Raw genomic sequence first — 15,011 nt, 5'->3', positions numbered from 1 at the left:
CCTACAAATAATGACAACAGCTACAAACTTTCTTCAATAATGACTTCTGCCACGCGTTTAGCTGCTAAAGGAGCTGATTTTTTTCTAGCAAGCACCGCCATTTCTGTCAGTCGATCACGGTCATTTATCAAGGGTTCTAACACTCTTTGTAAATTCTCTGGTGTAAACTCAACTTGTTCAATAATGATTGCAGCATGTGATTGAGCCAAATAATCTGCATTTAAAAATTGTTGTCTATCTTTATGTTGGAAAGGCACAAACACAGCAGGTAAACCCGCAGCCGCAATTTCACTTACAGTTAAAGCACCAGAGCGACAAATCACTAAATCCGCCCATTCATAAGCGGCTTTCATGTCATCAATAAACTCACTCGCAATTCCGTTACCTGCCGATTGATATATTTCTGCTACGCCACTTAATTTCCCTTTTCCAACCTGATGACTTACAAAAACCTTATCGCCCAAATTTTTAGCCACTTGAGGTACAGTTTTGTTAATGACTAACGCACCTTGGCTTCCTCCCATTACCAATATGTTGATGGGATGATTTTTATCTTGAAAACGTTCTTGAAAACGTTGTTCAGGTTCTTTTATGGTAAATAAATCTTGTCGAACCGGATTTCCAACCACTTCTGCTTGAGGAAAGGCCGTTGGAAAGGCTTGTAAAGTTCTTTTGGCAAAACGAGATAACCAACGATTAGTTAGCCCAGCCACTGCATTTTGTTCATGTAAAATAATTGGCACACCACAAAGTTTTGCCGCAATTCCACCCGGACCAGAAACATATCCGCCCATTCCTAGAACCGCATCAGGCTTGTAATGCTTAATAATTTTTCTTGCTTGTAATACTGCTCTAAAAATAGCAAAAGGTGCAGTTAATAACGCCTTAATCCCCTTCCCTTTTATTCCTGAAATTTGAATAAACTCAATAGGAATCCCATGTTTGGGAACCAAATCGGCCTCCATTCTATCTTTCGTGCCTAACCAACGAATTTCCCAGCCTTGTTGTTGCAATTCCCTTGCCACTGCAATAGCAGGAAAAACATGCCCTCCTGTTCCGCCAGCCATCACTAAAAGTTTTTTTGCCATGTTAATTCCCATTTTTTCATTTTTTAATTTATTCATGATCATTTAGATGAGCATGCCCGATTTTTTCTAGTCTATTTTCATGATCAATTCGAACTAATATCGCTACTGCAATTGCCATAATAATTAAACTTGAACCACCATAACTAATTAAAGGGAAGGTTAGCCCTTTAGTTGGGAGTAAACCTGACGCTACACCTAAATTTACAAAACCTTGAATAAAAATCCAAACTCCTATGCCAAAAGCAAAGAATCCTTTAAATCGTTGCTCTAAAATCAATGCTTCTTTACTAATTTTTAATGCTCTAAATGTTAAAATAACCAATAAAGAAACAATAACTAAAATTCCCAATAATCCAAATTCTTCACCAACGACTGCCATTACAAAATCGGTATGTGCTTCAGGCAAGTACTCCAATTTTTGTACTGAATTTCCTAATCCTCTTCCCAAAATTTCACCTTGGCCAAATGCCATTTGTGAATTAGATAACTGAAATCCATCACCATAAGCATCAGCAAAAGGATCCATAAATGAAGTTACACGTCTTAATCGGTATTCAGATGTTAAAATTAAAAAACCAAAAATAACAAAACCTGTTATACCTAAAAATAAGAATTGTAATTTTTTAGCTCCCATAATGAATAACATCGCAAAAGTTATGACAAATATAACGGCAGTACTCCCTAAATCTGGCTGCCATAATAATAATCCACTAAATAATGCCAAAATCATCATAGGGCGAATGAAACTTAAATTATGGGTTCTCATTTCATCAAATTTTCGCACATAAAAATTTGCGAAATAGCAAATCACTGAGAGTTTTGCTAACTCTGCAGGCTGAAAATTAATTGGCCCCATAGGGATCCAGCGTCTTGCCCCATTAACATCATTACCAATAATTAATACAAGCAATAAAAGGAATAAAGAACCAACAAAAAAGGCGACATTCCATTTTTCCCACAGCGTACTCGGAATTTGAATAAAAAAAGCAAAAGCACCAATTGAAGCCATAACATAAAAAGCATCACGCAATGCAAAATAAAAAGGATCATTATAATAACGCGTGCTTACAGGAATAGAAGCGGACGTTACCATCACAAATCCAATCATTAATAATCCTAAAAATAACCAGATAAGCGTCCGATCATACAAGGCATTTTTAGGCGTCAATCTGAACCACTTTGCCCATTCTTGCTTTACTGTTTCAAGCATTATGATTCCTCTCCTTGTGCTAATTCAGCAAACACCTTGCCTCGCACTTCAAAATTAGGGAACTGGTCCAAACTTGCACAAGCAGGGGAAAGCAACACCATATCGCCTGCTTTTAATTGAGGACGAATTTGCTCGATTGCTTCTTGCATAGTCTCAAGTAATACACTCTGATTGGTTAATTCCGCTAATTGTTTACCATCTCGACCGAAACAATAGCAAATAATATTAGGTTGGTTGATTAGCGGTTGTAATTCTGAAAAATCAGCGCCTTTACCATCGCCCCCTAGTAATAAATATAATGTCCCTTCAACTTTTAATCCCTGCAAAGCAGCAACTGTACTACCAACATTCGTTGCTTTTGAATCGTTAATCCAACGCACACCATCATGAGTTGGTACGGGTTGAAAACGATGATCTAAGCCTGTGTAAGATTTTAATGCCTTAACAATACCTTCTTTTGCAACACCTGCTTTTTCAGCCAAAGCGATAGATGCTAATGCATTCATCACATTATGTCTGCCTGTTAATCGCATCTCTTTTTCAGTAATAATCGGCTCTTCACCACTGAATAATATGCCTTGAGATAAATGATATTCCGCATCATTTTCTGCAAAACGCACCATTGAAGTGACCGCTTGGTCAGGATAAGTTTTTAGATCTTCGCCGTTCACAATAATATGCTCTGCATTATTATAAATTCTGAGTTTGGCTTGACGATAAGCCTCTAAGCTATTGTTATAACGGTCCATATGATCTTCAGTAACATTCAAGACCGTTGCAGATTTAGCTTTTAAAGAATAGGTCGTTTCAAGTTGGAAACTGGATAATTCCAACACATAAAGTTGATAATCTTCTTTTAATAAACTCAATGCAGGCACGCCAATATTTCCGCCCATACCGACTTTAATCCCTGCTTGTTTTGCCATTTCAGTCGTTAAAGATGTGACAGTACTTTTCCCATTAGAACCTGTAATCGCAATAATTGGGGCGGTCGCTTCACGGCAGAATAATTCGATATCACCCACCACCTCAACACCTGCACTAATAGCTTGTTGAATTTCAGGTGTCGCTAATGCAAGACCAGGGCTAATTACAATTAAGTCCGATGACAGTAACCAATCTACATTCAATCCGCCTGTATGTAATGGCACATTTTTGGGTAATTTGTCTTTTCCTGCAGGATTTGCTCGTGTATCAATCACTCTCACATTGGCATTTTTATCAGCAAAAAAATTCACACAAGACAGGCCTGTTGTTCCTAATCCAATAATTGTAATAGTTTTTCCTTGATAACGATTTTGCATTTTTTATTCTCTTATTCGTAAAATATCTGTTATATCTAACCGCTTGTATTAGCGTAATTTCAAGGTCACTAAGCCAATAAGCACTAACATTAATGTGATAATCCAAAAGCGAACAATCACACGAGGCTCTGGCCAACCTTTTAATTCAAAGTGATGATGAATCGGTGCCATACGGAAAATACGTTTTTGACGTAATTTGTAAGAGCCTACTTGTAAAATCACAGAAAGGGCTTCCACCACGAATACCCCCCCCATCACGACAAGCAACAATTCTTGACGGACTAAAACAGCGATAATGCCTAATGCACCGCCTAAAGATAATGAACCTACATCACCCATAAACACTTGTGCAGGGTAAGTATTGAACCAAAGGAACCCAAGCCCTGCACCGATAATAGCCGTACATAAAATCACTAATTCACCGCTGTATTTCACATAAGGAATATGCAAATATTCTGCAAAATTCACATTACCGGTTGCCCAAGCAATTAAAGCAAATGCCCCTGCTACCATAATAATTGGTACGATTGCCAAACCATCTAAACCATCCGTTAAATTTACCGCATTACTGGTTCCAACAATCACAAAATAAGTTAGCACAATGTAGAACAAGCCAAGTTGTGGCATCACGTCTTTGAAAAAAGGTACAACTAATTGGGTTGCCGAGGTATCATGCCCTATCGCATAAAGTCCAAAAGCAGAAATTAAGGCAATCACAGATAACCAAAAATATTTCCAACGAGCAATTAAACCATCGGTATTTTTGCGTACAATTTTCCGATAATCATCTATAAAACCAATAACGCCATAGCCTGCTAATACAAACAATACAAACCATACATAAGGATTAGTCAAATTAGCCCACAGTAATGTGCTTACCCCAATGGAAAAAAGGATCATGATCCCCCCCATTGTTGGCGTTCCACGTTTTTTATAATGGCTCTCTGGTCCATCATTACGCACTTCTTGACCAAATTTTAGAATTTGTAAACGGCGGATCACCATTGGCCCGATCCACAATCCAATCCCTAATGCCGTTAATAACGCCATAATGGAACGGAAAGTAATATAGGACACCACATTAAACGCGGTATTAAACTGTACCAAGTACTCTGCTAACCAAACTAACATTTGTTAATCCTTAAAAAGAAACATTAAAAAAGTGGCATAAGGAAGCAATGACTTCTTCCATTTTTTGACTACGAGAGCCTTTTGCCAATAATACAAGCGGTTGTTTTTGTTCTAACTTTTGCGAAATAATAGAAAGCAAAAATGCTGACATTTTCGCTTTATCCGTAAAATGAAGAGCAGGATTACCGCTAATTACCTTGCTCTCGTGACCAAAAGAGACGACTAAATCTAATTCTGCCGTTTTTGTAAATTCAGCAACTTCTTGATGACAAGCCAAACTTTCATTACCTAATTCTGCCATATCCCCCACCACAAAAATGCGATAGGCAGGATAAGCTTTAAGTACTGAAATGGCAGATTTCATTGAATCTACATTGGCATTATAACTATCATCAATCAGCAATAAATCAGGATTAATTTGAATAGGGAATAAACGCCCTTTTACTTGTGAACGTTGCTCTAATCCCGCTTTAACTGTTTGTAGGTCTGCGCCTACTGCCATGGCTAATGAAGTTGCAGCTAAAGCATTACTCACATTATGTTCACCTAAATATGGCAAATTGATTTCAATTTCGCCTTGTGGTGAATGTAAAGTAAATCGTGAGCCATTAAGCTGTAATTCAACATTTTCAGCCCAATAATCTGCGTATGAATCTTTGTCTTGGCCCGTGTAGCAAAATGATTGAATCTCATGCCGACCAATTTCTTTTTGCCACTCTGGATAATAATGGGCTAAATTAACGATAGCTTTACCACCCTCTTTTAACCCACGGTAAATCTCACCCTTTGCCTGTGCTACACCTTGTAATGAGCCAAAGCCTTCTAAGTGTGCGGAAGCTACATTATTGACCAAACAAGCATCAGGTTGAGTAATTTGGGTCGTATAAGCAATCTCACCGATATGGTTTGCACCTAGCTCAACAACCGCAAATTTATGCTTTGGAGTTAAACGTAATAATGTCATTGGCACACCCAAATCATTATTCAGATTACCAAAGGTATAAAGCACCTCATCATCACAAGCGGTCAGTTTCTGCAAAATTTTTGCAGTCATTTCCTTAACCGTTGTTTTCCCCGAAGAACCAGTCATTGCAACGGTCTTTGGATTTAGTTCGGCTTTTAACCATTTGGCTAATTGTCCTAGCGCAAGGTGGGTATCTGTCACAATAATTTGTGGAATAGACTCATTTAAGCTGTCTATTTGGTGTTGCACTACAACGGCAACACAACCTTGTTGAACTGCCTGCTCAACATAATTATGTGCATCAAACTTTTCGCCTTTTAATGCAAAAAATAAGCCAGAACTGACCGCTTGTCGTGTGTCAGTACTGACTGTTTCAATGGTAACATTTCCATCACCAATCAATTTTGATGCTAAAATTTGAGCAACTTGTTGTGTTGTCAGCTTAATCATGATTTATCCTAAAAACTTCTTCGCCCATTCTTGATCAGAAAAATGGTATTTTTTAGTACCAATAATTTGATAATCCTCATGCCCTTTACCTGCGATCAAAATCACATCTTTTGCATCGGCTTGAGTAATTGCACTCTCGATAGCATATTGGCGAATATGCATCGTTTCAACGGCTTTTGGTTTCTTAAAGCCTTTTATAATATCGTCAAAAATCACATCAGGATCTTCGGTTCTTGGATTATCATCGGTAACAATCACTTTATCGGCATTCTGCTCGGCAATTCTCGCCATTAATGGACGCTTACCACTATCTCTATCACCTCCACACCCAAAAATACACCATAGCTCACCTTCACAATGTAAACGAGCGGCGTCTAATGCTTTTTCTAGCGCATCTGGCGTATGGGCGTAATCCACAATTACCATTGGTTTCTTTTTTTGTTGTTCTTCATCTTCGCGCATTTGCTCCGACGTCACAGATTCCATTCGCCCGCTAACACCTGTTAGTTGTGACGCTGTTTCAATTAATTTCCCTAAATCATGACCTAATGCAAGTAAGCTCGCCAAGGCTACAAGTAAGTTGCTGACATTAAAAGCACCGATTAAATGGCTTTCTACTGAGCCATTTCCCCATGATGAGTCAAATTCAATGGTTACACCTTGTAAGGTATATTCAATATGCTTTGCCTGTACCCATTTTTCTTGAGTGATTTGTTTGGTTGGGTCGCTACTCACTGCGACCGCGTTAGGTAAATTCGCTATCCAAGATTGCCCTGTTTCATCATCAACATTAATCACTTGATGCTTAATTTTTAACTCACTAAATAGACGATATTTTGCTTGAGCATACTCTTCCATCGTCTTGTGGTAATCCAAGTGATCTCGACTCAGATTAGTAAAAATTGCTACATCAAAATCAAGTGAATCAACACGGTGTTGAACTAATCCATGCGAAGACACTTCCATTGCACAGAAATCAGCCCCTTGCTCAACGAATTTCGCTAAGTTTTGCTGAACTTCTACCGCTGAGCCTGTTGTATTCGGTGCTTCTTGGGTTTGACCATATAAACCATTTCCAATCGTCCCCATTACCGCCGATTTACCACCCACTAAATTATGCCACTGTGCTAATAATTGAGCCGTAGTTGTTTTACCGTTTGTTCCAGTTACACCCGCAAGTGTTAATTTTGTTGAAGGTTCGTCATAAAAGGCATTCGCTAATTCAGACAATATCTTAGGTAAATTCGGTACACTGATGATCTTACAAGAGGTACGATCTGCATTAAATTTTCCAAATTTGCTGTCTAATTCAATCTCAACTTGACCACTTTCTGCTTCGCTTAAAACTAAATTTGCACCTTGCTCAATTGCTTGGGGAATAAAATCACGCCCATCAATCTTATGTCCTTTTAACGCAATAAAAACATCGCCTGCTTGTACTTGGCGACTATCTAAAACCATTTGATTTAATTCTGTTAATTCTGTCCAAATATCAAGTTCTGGAAAGAAAGGAAGTAAACGTTTCATTATTGCCTCATTCAATGGTTAATTTATTTTATTTGGTGCAAGCTGTATTACTGCACTTTTCATTTCATCAGTAATATTATCTGGCTTAATATTTCTTGCTTTTAATGTGTAGCCCATAATGCTTGAGAAAAGCGGAGCTGAAATAGAACCACCATAATATTTACCTGCTGTTGGCTCATTAATTAATACAACTAATGCAAATCGAGGATCACTAGCAGGTGCAAGTCCAGCTGTATAGGCAATATATTTATCAACGTACTCACCTTTTTCCAATTTACGCGCTGTCCCTGTTTTTATTGCTACTCTAAAACCATCAACGGCAGCAAGCTGTCCACCTTCCCCTTTTTGAGCCACACTTTCCATCATGTGTACTACATCACGGGTAATTTTTTCAGGTAAAGCTCGTTCGCCAATTACTGGCGGATCAACTTTTGTAATAGATAATGGACGATAGATACCAAAACTTCCTAATGTTGCATAAGCTCTTGCTAATTGTAGTGGAGTAACACTCAATCCATATCCATATGCTACTGTTGCCCGCTCAATATCAGACCAACGTTGGCGATCACCATTACTCCCTCTTTCTTCACCCAGTCCTAATTCAGTATCTTTACCAAACCCTATTTTAGTATAAGTATCCATCAGCGCTGTCGAAGGCATACGCAAAGCTAATCGACTTACCCCAACATTACTCGACTTTTGTAAAATACCCGTTAATGTCAATTCACTTCGCGCAGAAACGTCTTTAATTAAATGCCCATTTACTCTAAAAGGTCGAGTGTCAATAACTTCGTCAGGATAAGTAACCTTATTATATAAAGCAGTTAAAACAACGAAAGGCTTTACAGTAGATCCTGGTTCAAACGTATCTGTTATTGCTCTATTTCTTGCTAATTCAGGCTTAAAATCAACACGATTATTAGGGTTATAGGAAGGAGCATTTGCCATTGCCAATATCTCCCCAGTCTGTACATCAACCAATACAGCAGTACCTGATTCTGCTTTATTTTTTATTACCGCCTTCTTAATTTCTCTGTACACCATAGACTGCAATTCAGCATCAATACTCAATACAACATTTTGTGGATCATATTGTTTTTCATTACGAATATTCTCGACAATATTTCCTCGCGAATCTTTACGCGTAATCTTTTTACCATTCTTACCCACAAGTAATGAATCAAAATTCCGTTCTAAACCTTCAATACCTTTCTCATTTTCTACATCGGTAAATCCAACTAATTGGGAAATCTCTTCGGCTAATGGATAGAATCGACGTGATTCTGTTTTCAACACCATCCCTCTAATTCTTAGAGCTCTAGCATAATCTGCAATAGCCTCTGGCTGATGACGTGAAATATACTGAAAACGGCTTTCAGAGTGACTATATAGTTTATTCATTAAATCAGCATATTTTAGATCTAAGCTTTTTGTAAGAGCTTCAATCTTTTCTTTAAATACAGTTGCAGCTTCCTTCTCTAACGCAAGAAATTGGGAGGCTTTATTATTACGCACATTTTCAATCAAAACGTTATAATCAATCCCTGTTGCTTTTGCGAGTAGAGACCAATATTCATTATTGTCTGTATTGAGAATGAAACGTGCATCATATCGCTTTTGCTTTCCATCAATTTTTTGCTCAATAAAATTATTTACTGAAGCTTCTATTTTACTTGCTGAATACCCTGTTTCCATAGCTAAACTACGCCAACGTTTTTTATCTCGTCTAAATTCAGCATCAAAATATTCTTTTGGATCGATAGTAATAGAATACATAGGAACACTAATAGATAAAACTCTATTATTACGGTCGAGTATTTGCCCTCGTGTAAAAGGAAGCTCTGTGACACGTAATGAGCGGTTGTTTGCCTCTTTAATTAAGCGCTCAGCATCAGTTACTTGTAAATAAGCACTTTGTCCAAGTAGAGCAAATGCTAAACAAGCGACAAATATATATAACAACCCAAAACGATATGGCATAAAACTTGGGCTATTCTTTGATTCTTTACCAATATGATTAGCCGCTTTTTCTACTGCTTTCTTAGATTTAAATTTTACTGCCTTTTTCATACACTATCTCACCAAAATGACTTCTTGTGATTTATCCACTGGCTGTAATCCAAATTTAATAGCAAAAGCATCAATAATAGAGCGCTCACTACTTGAATCTTCCTCTAACTGCAAATGTATATATTGGTTATCCAATTTCTGATTTTTATAAGCTAAATCACTTTGCTCAACTGTTAATAATCTGGTTTGATGTGTTACCCATACTGTTGCAAATGCACTAATAACCACCAAAACTAATAAAATCAATGCGACTTTATTATGGCTTGTCAAATCATCTAATATCACTTGTCGCAAGGGATAGCGCTCTTCTCTCATTATCTTCTCTCCGCTAATCTCAATACAGCACTACGTGAACGAGGATTCTGTTTAATTTCCTCATCACTTGGCATAATTGCTTTGCCTATTGCTTTTAAAGGAATATCTTTATTCAAATCTTTTTCTAAAATCGGTAATCCTTTAGGTACTGAAATTCCTTTACTATGTTTACGAATAAATTGTTTCACCATTCGATCTTCTAATGAATGAAAACTAATCACTGATAATCTGCCAGATGGGGTAAGAACGCTCATTGCTGAATGTAACGCATTTTCTAATTCATCCAATTCACGATTAATAAAAATACGAATGGCTTGGAAAGATCTTGTGGCTGGATGTTTATGTTTATCCCTGAAAGGTACTGCATCTTCAATAATTTTGGCGAGTTGCAACGTTCTTGATATTTTTTCATTTGCAGATTTATTATAGGAAACGACCGCTTGTGCAATACGTTTAGCAAAACGTTCTTCGCCAAATTCTTTCAATACCCAAGCGAGATCATCGGCAGAAACTTCAGCAAGCCACTCCATCGCAGAAAGTCCTTTTGTTGTATCCATTCGCATATCTAGTGGACCATCTCGCATAAAACTAAAGCCTCTCTCTGCCTCATCTAATTGAGGAGAAGAAACGCCCAAATCTAAGAGAATACCGTCAATCTTTCCTGTTAGTCCTAATTCTTGACAAATCTCTGGAATAGCTGAAAATTCACGATGAATAATTTTAAAACGAAGATCTTGAATTTTTTCAGCTTCGGTAATAGCCCTTGGATCACGATCAATAGCTATCAACCGTCCATTTGGACCTAATTTACTCAAAATAAGTCTGGAGTGTCCTCCTCGACCAAAAGTGCCATCAATATAAATTCCATCCTGTTTGATTGCTAGTCCATCTACAGCCTCATGCAGTAGTACAGTAATATGTTGAGGATTGGAGTTATCATTCATGGTTGTATCCATTTTTATTTTATTAAAATTATTTATAACGAAAGATTTTTTAACGCCTCACAATTTAGCACTTCAGATGAATTTCCTACCGCCAAATCTTCAGCAATTTGATCTTGCCATTGTTGAGATTGCCAAATTTCAAATTTATTGAGTTGCCCTACAAGCACAATTTGCTTTTCTAAATGAGCATGTTGACGTAGTGTTGGACTAATTAAAATTCGCCCTGAAGAATCCATCTCACATTCGGTTGCAAACCCTTGCATCACACGTTGCACACGTCTTTGTATTGGATCAAAATTGGATAGTGCGACTAGTTTTTCTTCAACTTTTTCCCATTCTTCTAATGGATATAGCAATAAACATGGTTGCCTAAAATCGACAGTACAAACCAATAGCCCTTGATGGTTTTCAATTAATTCAGCACGATAACGTGTTGGAATTGCCAAACGTCCTTTACTGTCTAAACTGATTGTATTCGCACCACGAAACATGACTAATTCACTTAATAAGATTGATTAATGAAGAGATTACTTACAATAGATCTAAAATCTATTATTTAATCCCACAAAGTACTACTTTTTACCACTTTTTACCACTCGTGGTTAAATTTTATAGATTAAAATGTCATGGAGCAAGATGTTTTAGCTTATATAATAAATAAAATTGACGTGTAGTTATGAAAATTAAGCTTAACTTATTAATAAATTAAGGATGGATTGATATGTAAGACAGAAATTTTAATCAACTGATTAACAAATTCAAATGTCATCAAAATAAACATTAGAATTACCAATACTGAAATATCACATCATAAAGAAAAGAGGCTGAATAACAATCCAGCCTCTTAGCACATATATTATTTACCTTTATTCTGACTAATTTTGATTATCAGCCCACCAAGCCGCACCGATTAATCCAGCATCTTGTGCGTAATAAGCAGGGACAACATCTGGTCGATAGATTTCTGGCATTAAAGAAAGAAAATGCTCGACTCTATCTTTATATCCCTCTGCTAATCCTACACTGCCCCCAAGCGCAATACGTTGAATATCAAAGCTAATTTTTAAATCAGCAATGAGATTTGCAATTGCTTTAGCTGATTTGTCAACTAATTCACTTGCTTGTTTATCGCCTGCACGGAATCGATTAAAGACTTCTGGTGGATCACAAGGGTCATCCCATTTTGCTGCATCTCTAGCAATTGCACGCCCTGCTGCAACGGCTTCGACACACCCTACTCGACCACAACCACAAAGCTCACCATTAGGATCAGCAAGGCTATGTCCAATATGTCCAGCAATACCATTGGTTCCAGTAAAGAGTTTACGGTTTAAAATCACTCCACCACCGACCCCTGTTGAGACAGTGATAAAAGCAAAATTATCAATGTCATCCTGACGTAAAAATTCTGCACAGCCTGCAGCTTGAGCGTCATTTAACAATGTAACTGGCTTATCCGTATGTTTAACAATACTTTCTTCAAGAGGGAAAAAGGCAAGATTTCCTAAATTCTTAGGATTTAAAGCCGTTAAAATACCATTTTGAATAATTCCTGTTGAAGCTACCGAAACACGATCAAACAGCCCTTCAAACTTAGTTAAAATTTCAGTTAATGCTGAATCTAACGCATCTGCACTGGGATTTTGAGGCGTATGAATCTGTACTCGTTGCTCAACTTTTGTCTCTTTTCCATCAAGAGTAACCAGTGCAGCAGCGATTTTTGTTCCACCTACATCAATAGCTAAACAAGCGGTCATTTTACGCTCCTGTTTTACGATTATTTATAGCAGAAACAAACCAACTTACAATATGTTCCAAACGAGTTAATGCAGATCCTACTGTCACCGCATAAGCGCCATTTTCAATCGCAACAGCGGCTAATTCTGGTGTATTATAACGACCTTCAGCCATTACACGACAGCCATTCGCAACTAAATCACGAACGAGTTGCACATCAGGATCTTTAGGAATTTCACCTCCAGTGTAACCCGACATAGTACTACCAATCAGATCAACACCTAATTTTTGGCAATACATCCCTTCATCAAAAGTAGAACAATCTGCCATAGACATTGCACCGAGTTCTTGTACACGTTTTGCACAAGCTTCAATGGTTGTTGGTCTAACACGATCTGTACCATCAAATGCAATAATATCTGCACCTGCATTGTAAAGATCATCAATATCTTGTAAGAAAGGAGTAATACGAACTGGGCTATCATCTAAGTCACGTTTAACAATACCAATAATAGGTACATCAACTGCTTTACGCGCTGCTTTTAAATTTTCAATCCCTTCAATACGCAATCCTGCAGCACCACCAACAACTGAAGCGGCGGCCATCGCTGCAACAATTTCAGGAGAATCCATAGGGCCATCATCTACAGGTTGGCAAGAGGCAATAAGTCCATTTTTTAATTGAGATAAAATCTGTTCTTTGGTTAGTCTTGACATAAAAACTCCATTATTTTTATTTTTAAAGAATATTAACTCCAAGAATAATACAGCTATGACTTAGAAACAATACATAGAGAAAAAAAGTGAGAGATAGATCAAATTTTTTATGCTTATTTTTAAGTAAATTTTAAAAACTAAGAGATCTAAATAAAAAAAATCGGTATAGTAACGGAACTTTTTTCACTTAATTGTTTTTATTACCCAAAATCAATTTATTTTCAACTTTTTAGAGGTGTTTTAAAATGGATACACTGATTAGCCTTCTAGGTATTGTTGTCCTCCTTCTCATTGCATTTTTGCTATCTAATAATAAAAAAGCGATAAGCTATCGAGCTGTTTTTGGTGCGTTAGTTATTCAAGTCGGTATCGGTGCATTAATTCTTTATGTTCCTGCTGGTCGTGATGCATTACTTGCTGCTGCAAAAGGTGTAAGTGCAATCATGGATTATAGTAATGATGGAATTAATTTCTTATTTGCAGGTTTAGTCAGTGATAAAATGTTTGAAGTCTTTGGCGGCGGCGGATTCGTTTTCGCTCTTCGTGTACTCCCTCCAATTATCTTCTTCTCATCATTAATTTCTGTTCTTTATTACCTTGGTATCATGCAAATCATCATCAAATTAATTGGTGGATTGTTACAAAAAGTATTAGGCACATCAAAATCAGAATCAATGTCTGCTGCAGCAAATATTTTTGTAGGTCAAACAGAAGCACCATTACTTATAAAACCTTACATTAAAGCAATGACAAATTCAGAACTATTTGCTGTTATGTGTGGTGGTGTTGCATCAGTAGCTGGTGCGGTAATGATAGGCTATGCAGGAATGGGCGTACCATTAACTTACTTAATTGCAGCATCATTTATGGCAGCACCAGGTGGTTTGTTATTCGCGAAAATTCTTCATCCGCAAACAGAACCATTTAAAGATGAATTAGATGAATCTGATATTGAAGAAAAACCATCTAATGTAATTGAAGCTGCTGCAATTGGTGCCTTCTCAGGTATGCACCTAGCGATGAATGTGGGTGCAATGTTACTTGCATTTATTGCTTTAATTGCAATGATTAATGGTATTATTGGATGGGCTGGTGGATTAGCTGGCTATGAAGGTGTAACCCTACAATCATTACTTGGCTATGTATTCCAACCGCTTGCTTGGGTAATCGGTGTACCATGGGGTCAAGAATCTCAAATTGCAGGATCATTAATTGGTCAAAAACTTATTGTAAATGAATTTGTTGCCTATTCAGATTTTGCTAATTATTTAAATCCAGAAAGTACAGTAGCATTAAGTGATAAAACTATTGCAATTATTACTTTTGCATTATGTGGTTTTGCAAATCTAAGCTCTGTTGCGATTCTAATTGGTGGTTTAGGTGGAATGGCGCCAAATCGTCGTAGTGATGTTGCTCGTATGGGACTAAAAGCTGTTGCCGCAGGAACATTATCAAATCTAATGAGTGCAGCAATTGCAGGATTATTTATCGGTATCGGTGGTGCGGTGTTATAATTAGCAACCATAGATTACAACCAACACCACAGGAAACTGT

Annotated in this window: 13 protein-coding genes; 1 reads left to right on the top strand and 12 read right to left on the bottom strand. The window is 37.3% G+C overall.

Going from position 1 to position 15,011, the window contains the following annotated elements:
- Nucleotides 1-20 precede the first annotated feature (20 nt).
- From murG to A6A10_RS02830, 12 genes are all read right to left on the bottom strand, one after another.
- Nucleotides 21-1,088 carry an undecaprenyldiphospho-muramoylpentapeptide beta-N-acetylglucosaminyltransferase gene (murG, locus tag A6A10_RS02885; RefSeq protein ID WP_121122306.1) on the bottom strand — a complete coding sequence of 356 codons (1,068 nt, stop codon included), beginning with the start codon at nucleotides 1,086-1,088 and terminating at the stop codon, nucleotides 21-23.
- A gap of 28 nt (nucleotides 1,089-1,116) precedes the next feature.
- Nucleotides 1,117-2,298, bottom strand: a complete 1,182-nt coding sequence (ftsW, locus tag A6A10_RS02880; RefSeq protein ID WP_121122165.1) for a putative lipid II flippase FtsW — start codon at nucleotides 2,296-2,298, stop codon at nucleotides 1,117-1,119.
- Nucleotides 2,298-3,602, bottom strand: a complete 1,305-nt coding sequence (gene murD, locus A6A10_RS02875) for a UDP-N-acetylmuramoyl-L-alanine--D-glutamate ligase (RefSeq protein WP_121122167.1) — start codon at nucleotides 3,600-3,602, stop codon at nucleotides 2,298-2,300. Before murD ends, ftsW begins: the two co-directional genes overlap by 1 nt.
- A 48-nt stretch (nucleotides 3,603-3,650) precedes the next feature.
- Entirely contained in the window at nucleotides 3,651-4,733 is a 1,083-nt protein-coding gene (mraY, locus tag A6A10_RS02870) for a phospho-N-acetylmuramoyl-pentapeptide-transferase (protein WP_121122168.1), read from the bottom strand.
- 10 nt (nucleotides 4,734-4,743) lie between these two features.
- The gene (murF, locus tag A6A10_RS02865) at nucleotides 4,744-6,147 is read right to left on the bottom strand and encodes a UDP-N-acetylmuramoyl-tripeptide--D-alanyl-D-alanine ligase (RefSeq protein ID WP_121122170.1); all 1,404 of its coding nucleotides are present in this window, start codon (nucleotides 6,145-6,147) and stop codon (nucleotides 4,744-4,746) included.
- 3 nt (nucleotides 6,148-6,150) lie between these two features.
- Entirely contained in the window at nucleotides 6,151-7,674 is a 1,524-nt protein-coding gene (murE, locus tag A6A10_RS02860; protein ID WP_121122172.1) for a UDP-N-acetylmuramoyl-L-alanyl-D-glutamate--2,6-diaminopimelate ligase, read from the bottom strand.
- A gap of 18 nt (nucleotides 7,675-7,692) precedes the next feature.
- A complete protein-coding gene (locus tag A6A10_RS02855; protein ID WP_121122174.1) occupies nucleotides 7,693-9,744 on the bottom strand; it encodes a penicillin-binding transpeptidase domain-containing protein in 2,052 nt (683 codons plus the stop codon).
- Nucleotides 9,745-9,747: 3 nt separating this feature from the next.
- Entirely contained in the window at nucleotides 9,748-10,062 is a 315-nt protein-coding gene (gene ftsL, locus A6A10_RS02850; protein WP_121122176.1) for a cell division protein FtsL, read from the bottom strand.
- Complete coding sequence (gene rsmH / locus A6A10_RS02845) at nucleotides 10,059-11,003, bottom strand: 16S rRNA (cytosine(1402)-N(4))-methyltransferase RsmH (RefSeq protein WP_121122178.1); 945 nt, start codon at nucleotides 11,001-11,003, stop codon at nucleotides 10,059-10,061. Before rsmH ends, ftsL begins: the two co-directional genes overlap by 4 nt.
- 32 nt (nucleotides 11,004-11,035) lie before the next feature.
- A complete protein-coding gene (gene mraZ / locus A6A10_RS02840; protein ID WP_121122180.1) occupies nucleotides 11,036-11,494 on the bottom strand; it encodes a division/cell wall cluster transcriptional repressor MraZ in 459 nt (152 codons plus the stop codon).
- Between the two features lie 384 nt (nucleotides 11,495-11,878).
- Nucleotides 11,879-12,760, bottom strand: coding sequence for an N-acetylmannosamine kinase (locus A6A10_RS02835; RefSeq protein ID WP_121122182.1), 882 nt, complete (start codon nucleotides 12,758-12,760; stop codon nucleotides 11,879-11,881).
- 1 nt (nucleotide 12,761) lies between these two features.
- The gene (locus A6A10_RS02830) at nucleotides 12,762-13,457 is read right to left on the bottom strand and encodes an N-acetylmannosamine-6-phosphate 2-epimerase (RefSeq protein WP_121122184.1); all 696 of its coding nucleotides are present in this window, start codon (nucleotides 13,455-13,457) and stop codon (nucleotides 12,762-12,764) included.
- 245 nt (nucleotides 13,458-13,702) lie between these two features.
- Here A6A10_RS02830 and A6A10_RS02825 point away from each other — a divergent pair, with 245 nt between their 5' ends.
- Nucleotides 13,703-14,971 (top strand): NupC/NupG family nucleoside CNT transporter, encoded by a 1,269-nt coding sequence (locus A6A10_RS02825; protein ID WP_121122186.1) that lies wholly within the window; start codon nucleotides 13,703-13,705, stop codon nucleotides 14,969-14,971.
- Nucleotides 14,972-15,011 lie beyond the last annotated feature (40 nt).

Origin of the sequence: Otariodibacter oris, from assembly GCF_009684715.1 — a bacterium.
Classification (GTDB): Bacteria; Pseudomonadota; Gammaproteobacteria; order Enterobacterales; family Pasteurellaceae; genus Otariodibacter; species Otariodibacter oris.
The sequence above is the reverse complement of the archived record's forward strand: the minus strand, read 5'-3'. Positions and strand labels throughout refer to the sequence as shown.